Genomic DNA, 19827 nt, shown 5'->3' with positions numbered 1-19827 from the left:
CGACGCTGGCAGGTTGCCGTCAGCCAACAAGGGGAACACCTATGCGCCGTCTCATCATCGCTCTCGCCGTCGCCGCCGTCGCCGCGCCCATGCTGTCGGGCTGCATCATCATCGCCAGCGAAAAGCCGACCACCCGCGTCATCCACTCGTCGCCGGCCGAGGCCAACTAAAATGCGTCTTCTGCCCGCGCTCGCCGCCGTCGCCCTGCTGCCGCTGCTGGGCGGCTGCGTCATCTATTCGAACGAGGGCGGGGAGAAGATCACGGTCGCCGCCTCGGACCGCGTGTCCGCCCAGACCGAAGCCCTGGAAGCCGTCCGCAAGGTCGACTTCGACGGCCAGCGTCTGAACGTCGTGGTCGGTTCGAACGGCTGCACCGAGGTGTCCAGCTTCGAGGTCAAGATCAAGGACGGCGACCCGGCCGAATTGACCCTGACTCGCCGTGCGCCGGACCTGTGCAAGGCCCTGGTTCCGGAAGGCAAGACCGTCAGCTGGACCTACGCCGAACTGGGCCTGGAAACCGGCGCCGTCGTCCGCGTGCTGAACCCGATCAGTTTGTAAGGCTGAGGCTTACCCCCTCTCCGCTGCGTGATGAGGGGGTAAGGTACGGACAATCTTTTCGAATTTGAGTTGAAGTATCGTCGATCTTGGCCAAGCGTGTCCCGCTTGGGGGAAGGTCACGACTATGTTCAGTCTCATAATGCTCTTGGCGGTTCAGGAAGCGCAGGCTTCGATTGCGCCAGAGGTAGCGGCGCCGCCGCCCGCTGTGATCGCTCCGGCTGAACCGCCGCCAAGACGATATCCAAGACCCATGCCCGGGTTTAGCGAAGCGGGTAAGGCTGCGGGTCATACCGGCAGTGCTTTGATTGAGGTGAGCTTTCAGCCAGATGGTGCGGCGGAGTCGGTCAAAATCGTCGAATCGTCGCGCTCCGATCTTCTAGACGCCGAAGCGCTGGCTGCGGTCGGAGAGGCGAAAATTCCAGCTGGCTCAGAGGTTCGGCGGTTCCTGTTGACGGTACAGTTTAATCCGACGGGTATTCTCGAAACCAAATGCGACGAATTTGTTCGTCAGCTGCGCTGGTACGAGGCTGCATGGCCGGAGCGGACCCGTGAGGATGCGCCGATCTACACCGCAACGGTCGGCTTTGTCGTGTTGGCGAGATCTAGAGCCGAAGGTGTTCGAGCCGGTCTGGAAGCGGCCGTGGGACAGGGAGCCAAGATACGTTCGGCCTACGACGCCACAATCGAGCAGTGCGAAAGCAAGCCGCAACAGAGCTATCTGCAACTGCTGTCTCGCCTGATGCGGTGACCTAAGCCGCAAACGCTCCCAGCATCTCCGCGGGGATGCGGGCGGGCCGCAGGGTGGCGGCGTCGACCAGGCACCATTCCGAGACGCCTTGCGCGCACAGGCGGCCTTCGCCGTCTTCGATACGGACATAGCGGTTGAAGCGCGGGCCTTGCGGGGCGCCGACCCAGGTGCGGGCGACGACGCCGGTTGCGCCCGGCGCGATGGCGCGCAGGTAGTCGATCTCGTGCCTCAGGGCGACCCAGGACCATTTCGCCCGCGTCTCCTCGTCGAAGCGCGCGTTCCAGTGGGCTGTGCCGACGTCCTGCAGCCAGCCGACATAGACGACGTTGTTGACGTGGTTGTTCTCGTCGATGTGCTCCGGCCGCACGTCCAGCGAGACGACGAAGACCTCGCGGTCCTCGCGCGGGGTCAGCTGCGGCCGGGCCATTAGGCTTTAAGCCTCGCCGAGGGCGACGCCCTTTTCGACCATCAGGGCCTGAAGCTCGCCGGCCTGGAACATCTCGCGCACGATGTCCGAACCGCCGACGAACTCGCCCTTGACGTAGAGCTGCGGAATGGTCGGCCAGTCGGTGAAGCTCTTGATGCCGTCGCGCAGGGCTTCGTCCTGAAGCACGTCGACGCCGACGAAGGCCGCGCCCACGTGGTCGAGAATCTGCACCGCCAGCGAGGAGAAGCCACAGCGCGGCGAATCCGGCGTGCCCTTCATGAACAGGACCACGTCATGCTCGGCCACGGTGGCGGCGATGAAGGCGTGGACGGGGTCGGCGGCGGCTTCTGCGGTCATTTGATCGGTCACGGTAAGGGGCCTTTCAGAGAAGCCCGTCAGCTAGGCGCCCAATGGGGCCGGGTCAAGGCCGCTGCGGCGTAAGAGCTCAGACGGCTTCGGGCGCCCGCGCCAGGCGTTCGGCGCGCTGGGCCAGGGCCGGGGCGCCGTGTTCGCGGGCGGTGGCGGCGGCCTCGACCAGCATCAGACCCAGTTCGCGCGGCGTCTGGCCGGTCCAGCGGGCGCGGGCCAGGGCGATCCGGGCCATGCCGATCTGGTCCGAGGCCCAGTCCAGCGGGGTCGAGACCACCGAGGGCCGGGTCAGGCGCCGCCTCAGCCCTGTCTCGATCTCCAGCAGGGCCGACAGGTCGCCGACTGAGCTGGCCAGCGAGGTTTCCTGCGCCACCCGGCGTTCGTGGGCCAGGGCGCCCAAAACCAGTCCGCCGCCTTCGGTCAGGGCCTCGGCCTGGACCAGCACCAGCAGGGGCAGGGTCTCGCGCTCGGCGCGCAGCACCTGGATGGCGGCCCAGTCCAGCGGGCTGTGGTCGGGGGTGAACTGGTCGGCGGCGGCGTCGAACAGGGCGTGGGCCTGATCGCGGGCCGTGACGTCGCCGGCGATGGCGGCCAGAGCCGCCATCCCGGCCGCGCACAGGGCCAGGGCGCGGGCGCGGCTGAGGGGGCGCTGTTCGGGCGCAGCGGCCTCGACCAGGGCGCGCAGGTCCTGTCCCGCCTGGTCCAGCAGGCGCGGGTCGCGCGCGGCCAGACCGGTCTCCAGCGCCAGGGCGGCGCGGTCCATCCGCAGGTCGTCCTCCAGAGGACGCTGGGCGCCCTTCAGCCCGTGCAGGGCGGCGTCCAGCAGGCGCGCGGCCTCGTGCAGGGCGGCCGGGTCGCCCGAGATCGACGCCTGACGCGCCCGCAGCCGGGCGTGCAGGGCCGCGGCGGCGGCGGCGGTGTCGCCGCGCCGGGCGACGGGCAGGGCGGCCAGCAGCTTCAGGACCGCCTCGATCCGCGCGGGCTCGCCGCACAGGTCGAAGGCCAGCATCCCGGTTTGGGCCAGTTCCAGCGTCGCGCGGATGGTCTCGTCGTCGTTGCGGGCGTGGCGGGCGGCGTCGCGCGCGGCGGCCTCGGCCTTCTCCAGACTGGTGGCGGCGCCGCAGCGGCGGGCGTGCTCGCGCCACAGGGCCGAGGCGCGCAGGGCCGCGTCATGCGGGCGGGGGCAGGAGACGCGGCCGGCGTCGACCGTCTGCTGCCGGGCCTCGACCTCGACCAGACCCAGACCGACCAGCTCCAGCCAGCCGAGATCATCGCTGTCGCGCGCCTTCTCGAACAACCGTCGCAGATCTCTGCCGAATTCGAACATTCCAGACCTTCGTCGTCCCGCTTCGGGATCGCGAGCGCGATCCTGCAGACGCACAAGCAAACGCAGCGCCGCCGGATGGGTTCGACTTGAGCATATGTGCGAAATTCGACGGTTGGCTTTCCTCCCCATTCCATGGGGAGGGGGACCGCGTAGCGGTGGAGGGGGTGACGCCGTCCTCCAGTTACTGAGCCTGACCCTGAGATCGCTGCGCCGCCCCCTCCGTCACGGGGCTGTGCGCCGCGCCACCTCCCCATGGAATGGGGAGGAAAGGGCGGTCGTCGTCCGCTAGCCCAGGCGCGGCGTCTTCTGGCGGCAGCGCACCAGCACGGCGCGGGCGTCGGCCTCGCCCGTCGACAGGCGACGGACCGAATCGAGGCGGGCGCGGGTCTGGTCGTTTTCGGCTAGGGTCGGGTCGCGTCCGGCCGCGGTCGCGGCCTGCATCGCCGCCAGCGACCAGTAGAGGGCCGCGTCATAGAGGGCGCGGCCGTAGCGGCTTTCGCCGCCCTCCAGCTCCGACGCCGCCTGGGTCAGCCCGGCGCACCGCACCGCCTCGTCATAGGAGACGAGCCGGGTCGTCTGGGACGGACCCAGAATCGCGAGCGCGGCGGTGACGACGGCGATGAACATCAGAGACTCCGCGACGCCCCGGGGAAGAACAGCGTCGCACTCCTTCTAGAGAACAATGGTATCGTAACAGATGAAAGACACGTTTCTATAAAGTCTTGGTTGCAGCGTCAAAACACCGCTTCCGCGGTACTGGGGGGCGCCGCTCGTTTCACCGCCTTGTGCGATGGGCCGCGGTCCAGCATCCGCCAGGCTGAGGTCAAGCCTTCGACCGCGCGGTCCAGATCGGCCTCGTGGCGGCTGAACGGCAGGCGCAGGAAGCGCTCATAGGCGCCGTTGATCCCGAAACGCACGCCCGGCGCGATGCGCACCCCATGATCCGGCGCGGCCAGGGCCAGTCGGGTGCTGTCGGGCCGGGGCAGTTCGACCCAGAGCGACAGGCCGCCCTCGGGACGGCGCGTCTTCCAGTCCGGCAGAGCCTCGGCCAGCCGGGCGCGCAGATGGGTTTCCTGGCGCGCGATGGTCCGGCGCCGCGCCTCCAGCGGGGCGGGATCGCCGCTCAGCAGGACGGCGGCGGCCAGCTGCTCCATGACCGGAACGCCAAGGTCCAGCGACGGGCGGCTGCGCAGCACCCTATCGACCACGGCCGCATGGGCGCGCAGCCAGCCGACCCTCAGACCGCCCCAGTAGGGCTTGCTGGTCGAGCCCAGCCGCACGACGTGCGGGCCGTGATCGACAGGCGGGGGCGGCGGGCGGTCGAACCACAGCTCGCGCAGGGTGTCGTCCAGCACCAGCAGGGCGCCGACGCGGGCGGCGGCGGCGGCCAGCGCCGCCTCGTCGTCCGTCGACAGGACGTGGCCGGTCGGGTTCTGGTGCGCACCGATCAGATAGACCAGCCGAGGCCTGACGCGGGCGATGGCGGCCAGCATCCCGTCCATGTCCCAGCCCAGCGGCGTCATGGCCACCGGCGTCAGGTCCAGCCCGGCCTGCACCAGGGCGTCCAGCGCGTGAGGATAGCCGGGGTGCTCGACCACCGCCCGGTCGCTGGGCCGGGTCGTGGCTCGCAGCAGGATGGCCAGCGCCCCCAGCGCCCCCGCCGTGACCACGATCTGATCGGGCGACGTCGCCAGACCCTCGGCGGCGTAGCGGTCGGCGACGACGCGGCGCAGGGCCTCGATCCCCACCGGCTCATAGCCGCGACCCGGCAGATGGGCGGGCAGGGCCTCCAGCGCGCGGGCGTAGGCGGCGTGGACCTGTTCGTCGGCGGGCATGGAGGCGGTGGCCATGTCGATGACGCCGGGCGTGTCGTGGCCCTGCATCGGCCCGTCCAGCCGCACGGGCCGCGAGGCGGCGCTGGCGGGCAGGGCGGTGACGCTGCCCGATCCGGTCCGGCTGACGACAAAGCCCTCGGCCCGCAGCCGGTCCAGCGCCGCGCTGACGGTGATGCGGCTGACGCCCAGGGTCTCGGCCAGGCGCCGCTCGCCCGGCAGGCGCGCGTTCAGCGACAGTCGCCCGTCGAGGATCAGCAGTTTCAACGCTTCGGACAGGCGGCGATAGGCGGGCTCGCCGTCGGGCCCGCGCCAGCCGTTCAGCTGACGCGACAGGGAGGCGGCGTTGACGAGGAGGTCGCGCATAAGGCCACCCTCGCCAAAGCGGCTCTATAAAACAAGGCCAATTATCGCCTGTATGGCCCCATGTTCATGCGTCGCTTCATCCAGCTTCAAATCGGCCTGCTGCTCTACGGGGCGTCCCTGGCCCTGATGGTCCGGGCGGACCTCGGCCTCAATCCGTGGAGCGTCCTGCATCAGGGCCTGTCGGAACGGACGGGTATCAGCCTCGGGATGATCGTCAATCTGGTCGGGGCGCTGGTGCTGCTGATCTGGATCCCCCTGCGCCAGAAGCCGGGCGTCGGCACGATCTGCAACGTCCTGCTCATCGGCACGGCGGCGGATGTCGCCCTGTGGGCCCTGCCGCCCATCGAGGGTCTGGCGCTGCGGATCGCCTTTCTGGTCGCGGCTATCGTGCTGAACGGCGCGGCGACGGCGGCCTATATCGGCGCCGGCCTAGGCCCCGGTCCGCGCGACGGCCTGACCACGGGGCTGGTGCGCATCACCGGCTGGCGCATCGGCTGGGCGCGCACGGCGATCGAGGTCGGGGTCCTGGCCATCGGCTGGCTGCTGGGCGGCGTGGCCGGGGTCGGCACCGTCCTCTACGCCCTGGCCAACGGCCCTCTGGTCCAGTGGTTCATGGCCCGCTTCGAGATCGCCCCGAAGGCCGAGGTCAGTCCCGCGCCCTCGACCTGAACGCGGCGTCCGAAGACCGCCAGACCGCACTCTTGCGGCATGAAAGGAAGGCGGCCTCAACCATGCACGAGGTCGTCATGCCTGCTCTCACTGACAAGGTCGCCGTCATCACCGGAGCCAGTTCCGGCATCGGGGCCGCCGCCGCTCGCCTGCTCGCGCGCGAAGGCGCGGCGGTGGTGGTCACCGCCCGGCGCGAGGCCGAGCTTGCGGCTCTGGTTGCGGACATCGAGGCCGAGGGCGGCCGCGCCGTCGCCGTGCCGGGCGACATTCGTGACGAGGCTCTGGCCGAGCGGCTGGTGCGGACGGCGGTCGAGCGGTTCGGCGGTCTGGATGTGGCCCTGAACAATGCAGGCGCGATCGGCGCCAATGAGCCGACCCCGGAGATCGCGCTGGAGCGCTGGCGGGACACGCTGGACATCAACCTGACGGCGGCTTTCCTCGGGGCCAAGCATCAGATCCCGGCGATGTTGGAGCGGGGCGGCGGCTCGCTGATCTTCACCTCGACCTTCGTCGGCCACGCCATCGGCATGCCGGGCATGGCGGCCTTGCGGGGGCCAAGGCGGGGCTGGTCGGCCTGTCGCGGGTCATCGCCGCCGAGTTCGGGGCGCGGGGCGTGCGCAGCAACTGCCTGCTGCCCGGCGGCACCGACACTGAGGCCGGGCGCGAGTTCGCCCACACGCCCGAGATCATCGCCTTCGTCGAGGGGATGCACGCCCTGAAGCGGATGGCGACGCCGGACGAGATCGCCCGCGTCGCCCTGTTCCTGGCCTCCGACGCCTCCAGCTTCATGACCGGAACGGCCATGCTGGTCGACGGCGGGGTGTCGATCAGCAAGACCTGAGGAGGGTCAGCACTGTTCCTTCGTCTTTGTGACGGCGGGCGCCGCGACCATGGCTTAGCGGAACCCGCCCCGGCGGAATCTGGCCTGCGCGCTGTAGACCCGGCCATCGGTGGGGTCAGCCTCCAGGGCGCGGTGAAGGAAGTCCTGCGCCAGATCCAGTTGCCGTGTCTGTTCGGCCTCGTCTGACGCAGCCAACCCGCGCTCCGTCGCCAGGTCCGCCATCAGGATGAGGCCCTCGACATTGTCGCCCTGGCGTTCGAGCGCGCTGGTCAGCGCCCTCTCGGCGGCGACCGGGTCTCCCCAGCGTTTTTCGGCGCGACCCAGCGCGACCAGGGCCAGGGGATCGTCGGGGAAACGGGCGGCGGCCGTCCGCAGCGTCGCCAGAAGCTTGGGGCCGTCGGTTTCCGCAGGATTCCACGACCGGGCGTTGATCGCCGGCAGCATGACCGCATCGGCGGCGGGCGACAGGGTCGTCACCGTGATGACCGGCCTGATCGGCGGCATGTCGAGCTTGGCGTAGGAGAGAGAGCCCCGGACGTGGGTGCGAAGCTGGGCCGTCAGCTGATCGGGCGTTATGGCGAAGATCGCCTGCCAGGCCGCGACGGGGTCATGACCGCCGTTGACCGCCCTGACATAGGCTGAGAGGTTTCGGATCCGGGCCGCATCGGCCAGCAGCCAGTGGGTCAGGGCCCAAGACTGAGCGTAGTACATCCCCCGTCCCGTCTCGCTGTCAATTGCCAGGGAGCCGTCCGCGCGCAGCACGACGTCCATGGGCAACCAGCGCTCGGTTTGCAGGGCGCGCAGACGCCCCGGATCGGGCAGTCCGAACGACGCCGATCCCGCCTCGGTCACCGTCGCCGTGGCGAAATATTCGGCGAAGCCCTCATTGAACCAGCCCGGATACCGCGTGTCGCCGGCCCGGGCCATGACGTGATGGCTGTATTCGTGGAGCAGGATGTCGTCGCTCTCGCCCCGCACAAGGACGGCGAAAACGTCGGTATTGCTCGAGGAGTAGTAGCCGGCGATGCCGGAGGGAAGGCCCGGTATGGCCACGCGCAACGCCTTCGCATCGGACACGAGATAGACCGGCAGTCGGCGCGCCTCCGCGCGGGCACCGCCGAAACGGGACGTCAGGAGTGCGTCAAAGCGTTCGAGCTTGGCCGTATAGTCGCGCAACGAACGCTCCGAGCCGTCGCTGTAGACGACGAAATGCTCGCTTTGGGCGCGCTTCCACTCCGCGAATGCGGACGCTGGCGTCAAGGTGATCAACACCAGAGCAAGCAGAAGACGATGGACAGCTGATGACAAGACGAACCTCCCCCGAGAGCCGTCACTAAGCCTCGTTTAGGGGGCGCGGTCCAGCCTGAGGTTAAGCTCCGATGGTCGTCGTGAGGGTCAGCCGCGTTCCTTGGTCTTGGTGAAGGCGATCTTGGGGAAGCGTTCGGAGACGTAGCCCGTTTCCCAGCTGGACTTGGCCAGGAAGACCGGGGCCTGGTCGATGTCGACGGCCATCTGCGGGCGATATTTGCCGGCGAAGTCTTCCAGGTCGGCCTTGGTCCCGTCGCCGGTCGGGGCGACCCAGCGGGCCTCGGCGTAGGGCGAGGGCTCGAAGACGACGTCGAGGTTGTATTCCTCGCCCAGGCGGTCGGCCATGACCTCGAACTGCAGCTGGCCGACGGCGCCGACGATGAAGTCCGAGCCCAGTTCGGGGCGGAACAGCTGGGTCACGCCTTCCTCGGCCAGACCTTCCAGCGCCTTCTTCAGGTGCTTGGCCTTCAGCGGGTCCTTGACGCGGACGCGCTGCAGGATTTCCGGGGCGAAGTTGGGCAGGCCTGCAAAGCGGATCATGCCGCTTTCCGACAGGCTGTCGCCGACGCGCAGCACCCCGTGGTTGGGAATGCCGATGACGTCGCCGGCATAGGCGTCCTCGGCCAGTTCACGGTCCGAGGCGAAGAACATGATGGGGGCGTTGACGCTGAGCTGCTTGCCGGTGTTCTGCACCTTCAGCTTCATGCCGCGCTTGAAGCTGCCCGAGGCCATGCGGAACATGGCGATGCGGTCGCGGTGGTTGGGGTCCATGTTGGCCTGGACCTTGAAGACGAAGCCGGTGACTTCGGTCTGGCCGGGCTCGATCGCGATCTCGACCGGGGCGGGAGCGTTGCGGGTCTCGGGCGGGGCTTCCTTGCTGGCGGGCATGACCTTGGGCGGCGGCGCCCATTCGCCGATGGCGGCCAGCAGTTCGTCGATGCCGAAGTGGCGCAGGGCCGAGCCCCACAGCACCGGCGTCATGTGGCCTTCCAGGAAGGACTGGCGGTTGAAGGCCGGATAGCCGGCCTCGACCAGTTCCTGGGCCTCCATCAGGGCCTCATGCTCGCCGGCCTCGAAGTAGCGGGCGGCGTCGGCCAGGGGCAGGGCCTCGGGGTGGCCGGGGTCTTCGGCCGCGCCGGCGGGCTTTTTGGTGTAGGGCTGGAACGTGCCGGTGCCCATCTCGACCATGCCCCTGAGGCGATTTCCGCTCTCGGCGGGCCACCAGATCGGGGCCGGGTCCAGTTGCAGGCGGCTGGCGATCTCGTCCAGCAGGGCCATCGGGTCCTGGGCCTCGCGGTCCAGCTTGTTGATGAAGGTGATGATCGGAATGTCGCGCAGACGGCAGACCTCGAACAGCTTCAACGTCTGCGGCTCAATGCCCTTGGCGGCGTCCAGCACCATGATGGCGCAGTCGGCGGCGGTCAGGGTGCGATAGGTGTCTTCCGAGAAGTCTTCGTGGCCTGGCGTGTCCAGCAGGTTGAACATCTTGGCCACGCCATCGGCGGTGGTGTGCTCGAACGTCATGACCGAGGCCGAGACCGAGATGCCCCGTTCCTTCTCGATCTTCATCCAGTCGGACTGCGTCCGCCGGTTCTCGCCGCGCGCCCGCACGGCGCCCGCCGCGCGAATGGCCCCGCCGGCCAGCAGGATATGCTCCGTCAGCGTCGTCTTGCCGGCGTCAGGGTGAGCGATGATGGCGAAGGTCCGGCGGCGGCCGGCCTCTTCAGGCAGGGTCAGTTTCGACATGGCGCGGACCTAGCGCGGGCGGCGGCGAAAGTCACTCTGTCGCGTCAGGCAGGGCCGCTATTCGGACCCGGGCGCCGTTTCCGGCGCGGCGGGCGTTTCAGGCTCGTCGGCGTCTTGCGGCGCCTCCGCATACTCCTCGGCCGCCTGTCCCAAGGCGGCGCGCGCCCGGGTGATCATTTCGCGGGCGCGACGGGTGTAGGTGCTGCGGTGCGGGCTGTTGGACACCGGCGTCAGCACCTGAATGGCCTCGGCGTTCAGGCCGCGCGCCATATAGGCGTCGCCGAGCCGCAGCCGCGCGTCGAACGACTGAGGCGCCAGGGCGTAGGCGACCTCGAGCGTCGAGATGTCGTTGTCGGTGGGATAGCGCGCCTGTCCACGACGCGTGTCGTTCAGGCCCAGGTAGATGCGGAAATCCGTGGGGGCGGCGTCCATCGCGCGCGCCAGGTATCCGCTGGCCCGGCGACGCTTGGCCTGGGCGGCTTCCGGATCGGTTTCGGCGCCGGCCTGATCCAGCAGGGCCATGGCCGCCACCCGCAGGATGTCGGCGTCGGTCAGGTTGTCGTCGAGGGCGGGCTCCAGCGTCGCCAGCGCCATGTCCGGCCGGAGCGCGAGGCGGTGCGCCCGCGCGGCGAGCAGCAGGCCCGTATGGTCGCCGCCATGGGTTTCCGCCATGGCCAGGGCCGAGCGGATCAGTTCGGCCCGATGTTCGGCTTCTTCCCGCGCCTCGCGCGCCTTCTGGGCCTCGGACTTTCGGGTGCGGCCGTCGTCGTCGGCGGGCGTCTCGATCACATCCGTATTGTCCAGACGAATGTCCAGCCAGATCGCATCGGCTTCGGCGCGGCTCAGCGGCGTGATCGCCACCTCGGGATCGGGCAGTTCGATCTGGGGCGACAGGATGTTGATGGGGCCGGAGACATAGCGCCACACGTCTTTCTGCAGTTTGTCCGGCGTCCGCTCCGTGGCGGCCTGCATTGCGGCGACGGAGTCTTCGCCCCTGACGACCCCGGACAGATAGCGGCCCAGCGCCTGGGTGCGCTCGGGCGTGCTCATGAAATAGTGGGTCATCGCCCAGGCCTGGGCGTAATAGAGGTGGGCCGGATAGCGGCCCGACGCCGTCAGCCGCCACTTCAGCACGTCCGGCATGACGGCCCAGGTGTTCGCCCCGCCGGTGAGCGAGTTCATGCGCCCCGGATTGTGGCGGCCGAATTGCACGTGTTCGCCGACGACGTCAGCGGTCGAGTAGTATTCGGCGAAGCCTTCCACGAACCAGGACGGATAGGCGTTGGCGCGCATCTGGAACATGAAGTGGTGGGCGTACTCGTGATACATGACGACGTCGCCCATGCGGCTGCGCGTATCCACCACGGTGTAGATGCGGCCGCTGTTGGGGGAATAGTAGCCGGCCACGCCCTCGCTGATGCCGGGCGAGACGCGGTTCATGTCACGCCGGCCGTCGGCCAGGAAGATCTCGAGCTTGGGGATCACGTGGTCCGTCTCGATCGGATAATAGGTGCGCAGCAAGGCGTCGAACCGTTCGACCTTCTGGGCGTAGCGACGCAGGCTCGCCTCCGAAGCGTCGCCATAGACGATGAAGTGGTCGGTCTCGGCCCTGAGCCATTCCGCCTGGGCCGCGGGCGCGCCCAGCAGACCGGCCGCCGTCGCCGCCGCGATCCCCGCCAGCCAACAGCGGAGACGCCGCGTCTCTTGCTTGAAAACGCCCATGAATCATCTCCCCCGCTATGCTTGAGATATTAGCGAACGGCGGTGTGTGAAGAAAGGGGCTCGACGCGCGAAGGGCGGCTTCGCCGTCGATTGTCACGATGCCGTGAAAGACCCTTCGCGAAGCGGGGCTTTTGTAGGCATCCTCGTTTCCGTGAGACGCCGGTCCATGAGATCGACGCCGCAAGGGAAAGGAAACGACATGGCTCTGGTGGATCCGGGCAAGGTCCCGCCCGCGCGCAGTGAACGGGAACTCCACCCCGCAATCGGTCTGGTCTGCGGCTTCGGCCTCATCGCCCTGGCGGCGACGGCGGTGCACGTCCTGTTCGGCTTCCTCTAGCCGCGCAGCTCGATCGCATTGCCGTCGGGGTCGTTGAGATAGAGCGACACCGCCTCGCCCGACGCCCCGTAACGCAGGCCCTCGGCCCCCAGGGCGACGCCGTGGCCTTGCAGCTCGGCGCGCACGGCGTCGATGTCGAAGTCGCGCACGGCCAGGCACAGATGGTCCATGTTGCGGCCCTCGGGGCCGGGCGGACGGCCGCCCATCCGCCCCAGCTTGCCCTCGACCGGAACCAGGTCGATCAGCGCCGATCCCGCGCGCAGCTGGATCAGGCCGATCTCCTCCTGCCGCCGCTCGACCGTGCAGCCCAGGACATTGCAGTAGAAGTCGATCATCGCCTCCAGATCGAGGGTGCGGATGACGACGTGGTCTATGCCCTTGAGCTGCATGGTCGGGGCTCCTCGCGTCAGGCCAGGGGCTGGTTGACGGCCCACAGCACGCCGTAGGGGTCGCGCAGCTGGCCGTAGCGGTCGCCCCAGAACATATCCTGCACCGGCAGGACCTCGGTGCAGCCGGCGGCCAGCGCCCGCTTCGCCCAGGCGTCGGCGTCGTCGACCTGCAGCGTCAGGTTGTAGCCCTGCGGGTCCTGATGCGGATGGCCGTGCTCGGGGAAGGCGTCGGACAGCATCAGCGACGAGCCGTTGACGTGCAGGTGGACGTGCATGGTCCGGCCCTTCTCGTCCTGCGGATAGGCGAAGACGGTCTTGGCGCCGAAGGCCTTTTCATAGAAGGCGGCGGCCTCGGTGGCGTTGCTGAGCTGGAGGTAGGGGTTCAGTCCGCCCTTGGTCTCGACCTTGGGGGCCTGGGACGGGGTTTGGGTCAGGGTCTCGGTCATCGTGGTCTCTCGTCTGTGTTGGTTGAACGGCCATAGGACGAACGGGATCGCGGCGGGCCGACATTCGGGCGGCTAGTTTTTTCGCCGTCATCCCGGAAGCGGCGCAGCCGCTATCCGGGACCGCAGGAAACGCCGCGTTCTGGGCGGTCCCGGCTCTGCGCCTCGCGCCGCGAGGCTCCGGCCGGGATGACGGCTGAAGCCCCTCACGCCCCCAGCCCCTCGATCTCTTTCCGAATATGCGCCGCCTCGGCGGGGGTGTTGGCCAGGGATACGGCGCGGTCGAAGGCGTGGCGGGCCTCCTTCGGGCGGTCCAACTGCTTCAGCAGAGCGCCGCGCAGGCCGTGGAAGTAGAAGTAGGCGTCCAGCCGGTCGCTTAAGGGCTCGACCATTTCCAGCGCCGCCTCCGGGCCGCGCGCCTTCATCACCGCCACCGCCCGGTTCAGGGTGACGACCGGCGAGGGCTGCATGATCTCGAGCGTCGCATACAGGCGCTCGATCGAGGTCCAGTCGGTCTCGGCGGCGGCAGCGGCGCGGGCGTGTAGGGCGGCGACCGCGCCCTGGACCTGATACGGCCCGGGGCGGCGATGGCGCAGGGCCTTGTCCATCAGGGCCAGACCCTCCTGCACCAGCTTCGGGTCCCATTTCGATCGGTCCTGATCGTCCAGCAGGATGGCCGCGCCGTCGCCGTCGAAACGGGCGCCCGTCCGGGCGTGCTGCAACAGCATCAGGGCGTTCAGGCCCATGATCTCGGGCTCGGCCGGGAACAGGCGCAGCAGCAGCCGGCCCAGGCGGATGGCCTCCTCGGTCAGGCCCGCGCGGTCGCCCTCGACATTCGGGTCGGTATAGCCCTCGTTGAACACCAGATAGACCATGGCGGCGACCACGCCGAGGCGCTCGGACCGCTCGATGGGGCCGGGGGTTTCGAACGGGACGCCGGCGGCGGCGATGCGGCTCTTGGCGCGGGTGATGCGCTGCTCCATCGCCGCCTCGCCGACCAGAAAGGCCCGCGCGATCTGGCGCACCGACAGGCCCGAGACGATCCTCAACGCCAGGGCGATCTGCTGCGTCGCCGGCAGGTCCGGGTGGCAGCAGGTGAACAGGAGCCGCAGCACGTCGTCGCGATAGTCTGCGGCGTCGATCTGTTCGGCCAGCGGCGTCTCGGCGTCGTCGAGGTCGGACAGATGATTCTCGTCGGGCAGGGCGGTCTGTTTCGCTCGCCGCCGCACCCCGTCGACGCCGAGGTTTCGGCCCACGAAGATCAGCCAGGCGGCCGGATCGCGCGGCGGGCCTTTCTCCGGCCAGGTCTTCAGCGCCTTCAGGCAGGCGTCCTGATAGGCCTCCTCGGCCAGATCGAGGTCGCGGAAGTAGCGCAGCAGGGCGCCCACCGCCCGCGGCCGGGCGGCGACCAGGGCCGCGTCGATCCAGCCCAGGTCGGTCACGCGGGGACGGCTTCCAGGGTCGGCTGGGCCTTCCAGTCGTGGAAGAAGCCGACGGGCCGCAGCTCAAAGGCCCCGGGCGAGCCCGAGGCCTGGGCCAGCTCCTGGGCGGCGGCGACCGCCGCATCCAGATCCTCGCACTCGATCAGATAGAAGCCGAGCAACTGCTCCTTGGTCTCGGCGAAGGGGCCGTCCAGCACCATGGCCTCCTTGCCCTTGCGGATGGTGGTGGCGGCGGTGGTCGGCAACAGGCGCGCCACGGGCCCCATCCGGCCCTGATCGGCCAGACGCTGCTGCACGGCGCCGAGGCGGGCCATGACGGCCTCGTCCTCTTCCTTCGACCAGGCCCCGACCACGTCCTCGCGGTCATAACAAAGCACGGCGTAGAGCACGGCGATCTCCCTCTTTCATCGTGACGACGAAGCAGAATGGCCGCAGCCGACGACGGCGGGAAGAAAAACCGTCTAGGTCGTTCCTGGGTCAGTTTCCGGTGGGGGCGTCCTCGCCTTCCGCCTCGCCCTTCTTCAGGGTTTCGGCCTCCTCGGCGTCGGCTTCGGCCTCGCTGACGCCCCTGGCCCGCAGCAGCAGGGCCCGGGCGCCCGACGACGGGCGGTGCGGATCGTTGACCAGCGGCTCCAGCAGGGTCACGGCCTCGGCGTTGCGGTCCCTGATCATCAGCACCTGGGCCAGGTTGATGCGCGCCTCGCCCAGTTGCGGGGCCAGGGCGAAGGCCTGCTCCAGCACGGCCACGTCGTTGTCGTTGGGATAGCCTTCGCCGCCGTTCCGATTCTCGGCGATCAACAGCAGGGTGACGTAGTTGGCGTCGTCGGCGCGGTAGGCGCGGGCGAGGAAGCCGCGCGCCTCGGCCTGCAGGCGATCGGAAACCTCCAGGTCGTCGGCGTCGTCGGCGGCCTTCAGCCGCGCGCGCGCCAGGTATTGCAGGGCCTCGACGTTGTTCGGCACCAGCTCCAGCAGCCGCTTCAGCGGCGCCTCGGCGGCGGCCGGATCGCCGAAGTGCAGCTCGGCGTGGCCGAGGGCCAGCAGGGCCAGGGGATCGTCGGGGTGACGGGCGGCGGCGCGGCGGACTTCCTCGGCGGTGGCGGCGCGCTGATCGTCGTCGACGCCGATCTTGAGTCTCTGGTTGAGCAGCAGCAGGTCGTCGGCCGAGCGCGGCAGCTCCGTCACCGTCACCGGGACGGCCGGATAGGTCACGGTCACGCCCTGATAGGGAATCCGTCCGTTCATGTAGCGGCGCAGGGTGCGGCGCAGCTCGATAGGGTCGAGGCCCGTCGCCCGCTCCATCGCCTCGACCGGATCGCCGCCCGCGCCGACGTCGCGCAGATAGCCGTCCAGCGTCCGTTGCCGCGCCGGGTCGCCCAGGAACCAGTGGGTCATCAGCCAGGCCAGCGGATAATAGGTCTCCTTGTTGCGGCTGGATTGCAGCGGCCGCTTGGACAGCAGCTCCGCCATGGGCATCCACGACGCGGCCTGCAGCCAGTAGGCGCGGTTCTCATTGAACTTGCCGACCAGGACGCGGGATTTCTCGATCTCGACCGTGGCGTAGTATTCGGCGAACCCCTCCACGAACCATCCCGGATAGGGATAGGAGAAGTTCTGCATCATGAAGTGGTGGGCGTATTCATGCTTCAGCGTGTCCACGTCCTGGTCGCGGATGGCGATGCCGAAGATGTCTTCGTCGGTCGCCATGTAGAAGCCGGCGACGCTTTCGGACAGACCGGGACGCACCTTGGCCAGGCTGGTGCGCGAGGCCACCAGATAGATGGGCAGCTTGCGCGGCGGAGCGGCGTCGACCTCCAGCCCCATGCGATAGCGCAGGAAGCGGTCGAAGGATTCCAGCTCCTGCACGAACTCGCGCAGCTTGCTCTCGCCGCCGTCGCTATAGACGATGAAGCGTTCGCTTTCGGCCTTCAGCCAGCGCGCCTCGGCCGGGGCGACGCCCAGCGTCCCGGCGGCCAGGGCCGCGGCGACGGCCAGACCGGCGCCGGCGCTCAGGCGTTTCAGCAAGCGATTGAAAATGTTCACGGCGGCGCTCCCCCAAGCGATTTGAGGCAGGGATAGCGAACGTTGTTGTTTCGCGAAAGGGGTTGCGGCGTCAGGCCGCCATGCGTCCCCAGACAGCCTTGTCGGCGGCGACGGCGCTCAGGCGGCCGTGGGCGGCGCGGGACTGAAGCTGGCGCATGATCATTTCGGGCAGGGCGCAGAAGCGCGGCTCGACCAGTTCGGGGGCGCATCCTGCGTCGGGGGCGGCGAACAGGGCGGCGTTGACGCCCTCGGTCTTGTGCGCGATCAGCCAGGCCAGACGCCGCGCGCGGGCCGGGTCGTTCCGGTGCAGCATCGGGTCCTCGGCGAACAGGTCGCAGCCCATCTCCAGCACATAGTCGAAGTCCAGCTTCTCGAAGCGCCGCACGTCATGGCTCGGGGCCGGGCAGGCCTCGTCCAGATCGAACACGACGTCGTTCAAGAGAAACAGCATGGGCCGTCCACCGCTACCCAGGCCCTTCTGGCCCGATGAGACCGGTTTACGACCGTCTCGCTTGCGGTCCCGTTCACGAACGCGGTGAACAGGACGGTTACCATTATTATGGGGCCTACCGGCCTTCGGCCTGCTTGAGGCCCGTTTGGGGTGCCGCTTCTTTCCTCCCCACTTGTGGGGAGGGGGACCGCGTAGCGGTGGAGGGGGCGACGGCGCCGCCAGCCATTTGAGCGCGAACTCGAAAAGGGCGGCGCCGCCCCCTCCGTCACGGCGCCTTCAGCGCCGCGCCACCTCCCCATGGAATGGGGAGGAAAGACGTGCGCTCTGCCTACCCCTCCTGCACCTTCTCCGTCAGGAAGTGCCGGCCCTGGCGGTCCTCGATCTCCACCACCCAGAGGTCGGGGTCGTAGCGGCGCTGGCGTTCGATATAGGCGTCCAGCTCGCTCTCCATCTCGCTGACGACGGGCTGGATCCACAGGGGCTGGCCGTCCTGGCCGGTCGCCTCGGTATAGAGCCGCGCCGTGCGGTCGGCGGTGTTGTAGGCCTTGACGATCACGGCCCCGCCGCGCGCGTCGCCCTTCTTGACCACCGTGGCGTAGGCGCCCTCCAGTTCGGCACGGCGGATCAGGGCGCCGGCCCAGACGTCTGTGGATAGAAGCAATTCGCTAACCCTGCTTGGACACGGGACCGGAACCTTGCGGCCCTAAGGTCGAGGTCATGAGGATAGGCCTTTCCCCCCGAACCGCCAGCAGAATGCTGGCCGCGACGCTCGCCGCGCTGACGCTGGCGGCGCCGGTCGGCGCGGCGCGCGCGGCCGTGACCGACGCCTTTTACGACCGCGTCTTCATGCTGGCCGCCCATCAGAAGTGCGACCTGTTCGAGCCGAAGCTGATCGCGGCCCTGGACGCGGCGGCGCTTCAGGCGCGGGGCGCGGCATTGCGCGCGGGAACCCCGGCGGCGGACCTGTCGGCGGCGGCGGCCCGAGCCCGGTCCAAGGCCTCGCGCACCGCCTGCGACGACGGTGATCTGAGCCGGGTGCGGGCGCGGGTGCAGGCGGGCTTCGTCGGCTGGTCGCGCGCCGCCCGGATGAGCTTCCCCGGCGACCGTTCCGCCTGGCGCGGCGACCGCTATGAAGGCGAAGCGACCGGCTGGAGGCTGGTCCAGGACAGCGCGACCGGCGGCTCGCCCGTGCGCTTCGGACTGGTCGGAACGGGACCGAAGATCACGGTGCCGACGGCCGTGGTCTCCTTTGTCGGAGGGCCCCGGCCCTATGCGGCGCGGCTGGTGATGCGTGACCGTGAGATGGCGCCGCGGGTGTGGCTGACCGGCGGCGGTCTGCCGCCTGAATCGGTGCGCCGGGTCTTCTTCGCCGGTTGGGCCCACGCCGCTGCGCCGGGCCTGCTGACCGAGGGCGCCCGCCAGGGCGAGGCCTGGATCTTTCCGGCCGAGGCCGCCAACGCCCTGGCGCAACTGGACCCGCGCGAGACCTTCGTCATCGAGTTCCTGTTCCGCGACGACAGCGTCGCCTCGGCCCGCTTCGAGGCCGGCGACTTCGCCGCCGGCCGCGCCTTCCTGGCGATGGGGGCGATCTAGGGGCGGTTGGCGGTTCGGCTAGTCGCCAACCACGCCGGCGCTACCTTCAGAAAAGTGAAGCGAAAGGCCGCTTCCGACCCCGGAACGAGCATTCCAGGTTGCCTGGAACCGGATTCCACGAACCCGCTTCTTCGGCGCCTTGGCCGGTTGCGGATCGTCGTTTCAGACGTAACATTGATGGATGCAGCCTCCTCACTTCCACGAGCTTTATCCTCACTCCAGAGCATATCTTGAGCTGCAACCGCTGCGCATCCCGGCTGGATGGCGGATCGGCTGGAACACGCTTGATGTGGGGATGGCCGCCGACCGTGGAGGCATTGGCGGCTCATCGGTGTTCAGCGCCACGAACGAGGGGCGCCGTTTTTACATCGACGTTGAGTTTAGCCCCGAATTCGATCCTGAAGGCGCTTTCTACCTGACTGTGACCTATCAGCCGTGGCCTCGTTCCGACCGAGGACGCCGGCGAAACGACGTGCCGTTCGCGTTGGACGCCGAGGCGCAGAAGGTCCACGAATTTGAGACGCGGTCCTACGCGGCCTTGATCGCGGCGTTAGAGCATTGGATCGCTCGCTGCACCGTATGGGAGCGCGAAGGGAATTAATGTCCGCGTCGCTCGGCCGACATGAAGCCAGCGGAATCGAGCGTGGCGGACGTTAAAGCAAGGCTGCTATCCCGTCTGCGCCGCGCGATTTTTGTCATCCGAATCCATAGTCTTCGGCCAGGGCCTGCAGTCCCTGTTTCAGCACCGTCTTGCCCTGACGGCGGCGCAGGAACAGCGCCTCCTCGGCCAACTTGAGCGACGTGCCGTGGATGCAGACGCGTTCGACCATGGCGCGCAGGCGCGGGCCGCAGGCGCTCAGCGCCGCCTCGACGCGGGCGGACGCCGACAGGGCGCGGTCGCTCGGCTCGACGCGGGCTGAACTGCCCCCGCCGGCGCGGGGTAGGGCGTCCCAGCGCATGGTCAGCGACGGGCCGCTGAGGGCGATTTCCGCCTCGGCGCGCAGGCGTTCGCCCGCCGCCACCTCGGCCGGGGTCAGCCAGGGACGGCCCGAGGCGTCCTTGCGTCGGGCCAGCCAGGCGACGGGGCTCTCGCCCAGATTGGCGCGGCGGCTGGTCAGGCGACCGTCGGTCTCCATGAAGGGGCGCTCGCCCTCGATCAGACCGGGGCAGCCCGGCGGCGGGCCGGGCGAGAGCGAGGCGTTCGCCGCGGGCGCGGGGC

Annotated in this window: 24 protein-coding genes and 1 pseudogene; 9 read left to right on the top strand and 16 right to left on the bottom strand. The window is 69.1% G+C overall.

All coding sequences use genetic code 11. The features are described from left to right. Positions 1-41: 41 nt before the first annotated feature. The 3 genes from ACREEF_RS00740 (at position 42) to ACREEF_RS00730 (ending at position 1306) form a co-directional block, all read left to right on the top strand. Positions 42-170, top strand: coding sequence for a hypothetical protein (locus ACREEF_RS00740; protein WP_431563698.1), 129 nt, complete (start codon positions 42-44; stop codon positions 168-170). 1 nt (position 171) lies between these two features. Next, the gene (locus tag ACREEF_RS00735; RefSeq protein ID WP_431563697.1) at positions 172-558 is read left to right on the top strand and encodes a hypothetical protein; all 387 of its coding nucleotides are present in this window, start codon (positions 172-174) and stop codon (positions 556-558) included. Positions 559-808: 250 nt separating this feature from the next. Then, positions 809-1306 carry a TonB family protein gene (locus ACREEF_RS00730; RefSeq protein WP_431563696.1) on the top strand — a complete coding sequence of 166 codons (498 nt, stop codon included), beginning with the start codon at positions 809-811 and terminating at the stop codon, positions 1304-1306. A gap of 1 nt (position 1307) precedes the next feature. Here ACREEF_RS00730 and ACREEF_RS00725 read toward each other — a convergent pair whose 3' ends face one another. The 5 genes from ACREEF_RS00725 to ACREEF_RS00705 form a co-directional block, all read right to left on the bottom strand. Next, entirely contained in the window at positions 1308-1733 is a 426-nt protein-coding gene (locus tag ACREEF_RS00725) for an acyl-CoA thioesterase (protein WP_431563695.1), read from the bottom strand. A 6-nt stretch (positions 1734-1739) separates the two neighbouring features. Continuing rightward, positions 1740-2090: a Grx4 family monothiol glutaredoxin gene (gene grxD / locus ACREEF_RS00720; protein ID WP_431563803.1), complete on the bottom strand. Its 351-nt coding sequence runs from the start codon at positions 2088-2090 to the stop codon at positions 1740-1742. An 88-nt stretch (positions 2091-2178) separates the two neighbouring features. Then, positions 2179-3429 (bottom strand): hypothetical protein, encoded by a 1251-nt coding sequence (locus tag ACREEF_RS00715; RefSeq protein WP_431563694.1) that lies wholly within the window; start codon positions 3427-3429, stop codon positions 2179-2181. Between the two features lie 285 nt (positions 3430-3714). Further along, entirely contained in the window at positions 3715-4056 is a 342-nt protein-coding gene (locus tag ACREEF_RS00710; RefSeq protein ID WP_431563693.1) for a hypothetical protein, read from the bottom strand. 107 nt (positions 4057-4163) lie between these two features. Further along, positions 4164-5627: a PLP-dependent aminotransferase family protein gene (locus ACREEF_RS00705; RefSeq protein WP_431563692.1), complete on the bottom strand. Its 1464-nt coding sequence runs from the start codon at positions 5625-5627 to the stop codon at positions 4164-4166. A 66-nt stretch (positions 5628-5693) separates the two neighbouring features. On the opposite strand from ACREEF_RS00705, the gene ACREEF_RS00700 reads away from it, so the two are divergent. The 3 genes and pseudogenes from ACREEF_RS00700 (at position 5694) to ACREEF_RS00690 (ending at position 7137) form a co-directional block, all read left to right on the top strand. Further along, on the top strand, positions 5694-6296 hold the full coding sequence (locus ACREEF_RS00700; protein ID WP_431563691.1) for a YczE/YyaS/YitT family protein: 603 nt from the start codon (positions 5694-5696) through the stop codon (positions 6294-6296). 62 nt (positions 6297-6358) lie between these two features. After that, positions 6359-6778 (top strand): annotated as a pseudogene (locus tag ACREEF_RS00695) (SDR family NAD(P)-dependent oxidoreductase); the annotation flags it as partial. Then, positions 6694-7137: an SDR family oxidoreductase gene (locus ACREEF_RS00690; protein WP_431563802.1), complete on the top strand. Its 444-nt coding sequence runs from the start codon at positions 6694-6696 to the stop codon at positions 7135-7137. The pseudogene ACREEF_RS00695 and the gene ACREEF_RS00690, both read left to right, overlap by 85 nt. Before the next feature lie 54 nt (positions 7138-7191). Here ACREEF_RS00690 and ACREEF_RS00685 read toward each other — a convergent pair whose 3' ends face one another. The 3 genes from ACREEF_RS00685 to ACREEF_RS00675 all read right to left on the bottom strand — a co-directional run bounded on the left by ACREEF_RS00685 (position 7192) and on the right by ACREEF_RS00675 (position 11913). Then, entirely contained in the window at positions 7192-8445 is a 1254-nt protein-coding gene (locus ACREEF_RS00685) for a DUF1570 domain-containing protein (protein WP_431563690.1), read from the bottom strand. A gap of 87 nt (positions 8446-8532) precedes the next feature. Then, entirely contained in the window at positions 8533-10191 is a 1659-nt protein-coding gene (locus ACREEF_RS00680) for a peptide chain release factor 3 (protein ID WP_431563689.1), read from the bottom strand. Positions 10192-10248: 57 nt separating this feature from the next. Continuing rightward, positions 10249-11913: a DUF1570 domain-containing protein gene (locus ACREEF_RS00675; RefSeq protein WP_431563688.1), complete on the bottom strand. Its 1665-nt coding sequence runs from the start codon at positions 11911-11913 to the stop codon at positions 10249-10251. A 199-nt stretch (positions 11914-12112) separates the two neighbouring features. Here ACREEF_RS00675 and ACREEF_RS00670 point away from each other — a divergent pair, with 199 nt between their 5' ends. Next, the gene (locus tag ACREEF_RS00670; protein ID WP_431563687.1) at positions 12113-12250 is read left to right on the top strand and encodes a hypothetical protein; all 138 of its coding nucleotides are present in this window, start codon (positions 12113-12115) and stop codon (positions 12248-12250) included. Here ACREEF_RS00670 and ACREEF_RS00665 read toward each other — a convergent pair. The 7 genes from ACREEF_RS00665 to ACREEF_RS00635 all read right to left on the bottom strand — a co-directional run bounded on the left by ACREEF_RS00665 (position 12247) and on the right by ACREEF_RS00635 (position 17676). Beyond that, positions 12247-12639, bottom strand: coding sequence for a VOC family protein (locus tag ACREEF_RS00665; protein WP_431563686.1), 393 nt, complete (start codon positions 12637-12639; stop codon positions 12247-12249). The two genes, ACREEF_RS00670 and ACREEF_RS00665, sit on opposite strands and share 4 nt — an antisense overlap. 17 nt (positions 12640-12656) lie before the next feature. Further along, entirely contained in the window at positions 12657-13085 is a 429-nt protein-coding gene (locus ACREEF_RS00660) for a VOC family protein (protein WP_431563685.1), read from the bottom strand. A gap of 203 nt (positions 13086-13288) precedes the next feature. Beyond that, on the bottom strand, positions 13289-14524 hold the full coding sequence (locus ACREEF_RS00655) for an RNA polymerase sigma factor (protein WP_431563684.1): 1236 nt from the start codon (positions 14522-14524) through the stop codon (positions 13289-13291). Then, positions 14521-14913, bottom strand: a complete 393-nt coding sequence (locus ACREEF_RS00650; RefSeq protein WP_431563683.1) for a YciI family protein — start codon at positions 14911-14913, stop codon at positions 14521-14523. Before ACREEF_RS00650 ends, ACREEF_RS00655 begins: the two co-directional genes overlap by 4 nt. Positions 14914-15001: 88 nt before the next feature. Beyond that, positions 15002-16564, bottom strand: a complete 1563-nt coding sequence (locus tag ACREEF_RS00645) for a tetratricopeptide repeat protein (protein WP_431563682.1) — start codon at positions 16562-16564, stop codon at positions 15002-15004. Positions 16565-16634: 70 nt separating this feature from the next. Continuing rightward, the gene (locus ACREEF_RS00640) at positions 16635-17015 is read right to left on the bottom strand and encodes a hypothetical protein (RefSeq protein ID WP_300196217.1); all 381 of its coding nucleotides are present in this window, start codon (positions 17013-17015) and stop codon (positions 16635-16637) included. A 328-nt stretch (positions 17016-17343) separates the two neighbouring features. Beyond that, positions 17344-17676, bottom strand: a complete 333-nt coding sequence (locus ACREEF_RS00635; RefSeq protein WP_431563681.1) for a DUF1491 family protein — start codon at positions 17674-17676, stop codon at positions 17344-17346. A 92-nt stretch (positions 17677-17768) separates the two neighbouring features. Between ACREEF_RS00635 and ACREEF_RS00630 the strand changes: the two genes are divergently transcribed. Continuing rightward, complete coding sequence (locus tag ACREEF_RS00630) at positions 17769-18608, top strand: hypothetical protein (protein ID WP_431563680.1); 840 nt, start codon at positions 17769-17771, stop codon at positions 18606-18608. Between the two features lie 181 nt (positions 18609-18789). Beyond that, the gene (locus ACREEF_RS00625; RefSeq protein ID WP_431563679.1) at positions 18790-19209 is read left to right on the top strand and encodes a hypothetical protein; all 420 of its coding nucleotides are present in this window, start codon (positions 18790-18792) and stop codon (positions 19207-19209) included. A gap of 94 nt (positions 19210-19303) precedes the next feature. On the opposite strand, the gene ACREEF_RS00620 is transcribed toward ACREEF_RS00625, so the two are convergent. Continuing rightward, positions 19304-19827, bottom strand: a 524-nt coding sequence (locus ACREEF_RS00620) for a DUF6456 domain-containing protein (RefSeq protein WP_431563678.1), incomplete at its 5' end; no start/stop codon positions are given.

This window comes from Brevundimonas sp., assembly GCF_050729455.1.
Taxonomy (GTDB): Bacteria; Pseudomonadota; Alphaproteobacteria; order Caulobacterales; family Caulobacteraceae; genus Brevundimonas.
This window is presented reverse-complemented; position numbering and strand designations above follow the sequence as displayed.

Bases quoted from the DNA above. Each gene is read 5' to 3' on its own strand.
- ACREEF_RS00740 (WP_431563698.1), top strand. From the start codon at position 42: ATGCGCCGTCTCATCATCGCTCTCGCCGTCGCCGCCGTCGCCGCGCCC.
- ACREEF_RS00735 (WP_431563697.1), top strand. From the start codon at position 172: ATGCGTCTTCTGCCCGCGCTCGCCGCCGTCGCCCTGCTGCCGCTGCTG.
- ACREEF_RS00730 (WP_431563696.1), top strand. From the start codon at position 809: ATGCCCGGGTTTAGCGAAGCGGGTAAGGCTGCGGGTCATACCGGCAGT.
- ACREEF_RS00725 (WP_431563695.1), bottom strand. From the start codon at position 1,733: ATGGCCCGGCCGCAGCTGACCCCGCGCGAGGACCGCGAGGTCTTCGTC.
- grxD (WP_431563803.1), bottom strand. From the start codon at position 2,090: ATGACCGCAGAAGCCGCCGCCGACCCCGTCCACGCCTTCATCGCCGCC.
- ACREEF_RS00715 (WP_431563694.1), bottom strand. From the start codon at position 3,429: ATGTTCGAATTCGGCAGAGATCTGCGACGGTTGTTCGAGAAGGCGCGC.
- ACREEF_RS00710 (WP_431563693.1), bottom strand. From the start codon at position 4,056: ATGTTCATCGCCGTCGTCACCGCCGCGCTCGCGATTCTGGGTCCGTCC.
- ACREEF_RS00705 (WP_431563692.1), bottom strand. From the start codon at position 5,627: ATGCGCGACCTCCTCGTCAACGCCGCCTCCCTGTCGCGTCAGCTGAAC.
- ACREEF_RS00700 (WP_431563691.1), top strand. From the start codon at position 5,694: ATGCGTCGCTTCATCCAGCTTCAAATCGGCCTGCTGCTCTACGGGGCG.
- ACREEF_RS00680 (WP_431563689.1), bottom strand. From the start codon at position 10,191: ATGTCGAAACTGACCCTGCCTGAAGAGGCCGGCCGCCGCCGGACCTTC.
- ACREEF_RS00675 (WP_431563688.1), bottom strand. From the start codon at position 11,913: ATGGGCGTTTTCAAGCAAGAGACGCGGCGTCTCCGCTGTTGGCTGGCG.
- ACREEF_RS00670 (WP_431563687.1), top strand. From the start codon at position 12,113: ATGGCTCTGGTGGATCCGGGCAAGGTCCCGCCCGCGCGCAGTGAACGG.
- ACREEF_RS00665 (WP_431563686.1), bottom strand. From the start codon at position 12,639: ATGCAGCTCAAGGGCATAGACCACGTCGTCATCCGCACCCTCGATCTG.
- ACREEF_RS00660 (WP_431563685.1), bottom strand. From the start codon at position 13,085: ATGACCGAGACCCTGACCCAAACCCCGTCCCAGGCCCCCAAGGTCGAG.
- ACREEF_RS00640 (WP_300196217.1), bottom strand. From the start codon at position 17,015: ATGCTGTTTCTCTTGAACGACGTCGTGTTCGATCTGGACGAGGCCTGC.
- ACREEF_RS00630 (WP_431563680.1), top strand. From the start codon at position 17,769: ATGCTGGCCGCGACGCTCGCCGCGCTGACGCTGGCGGCGCCGGTCGGC.
- ACREEF_RS00625 (WP_431563679.1), top strand. From the start codon at position 18,790: ATGCAGCCTCCTCACTTCCACGAGCTTTATCCTCACTCCAGAGCATAT.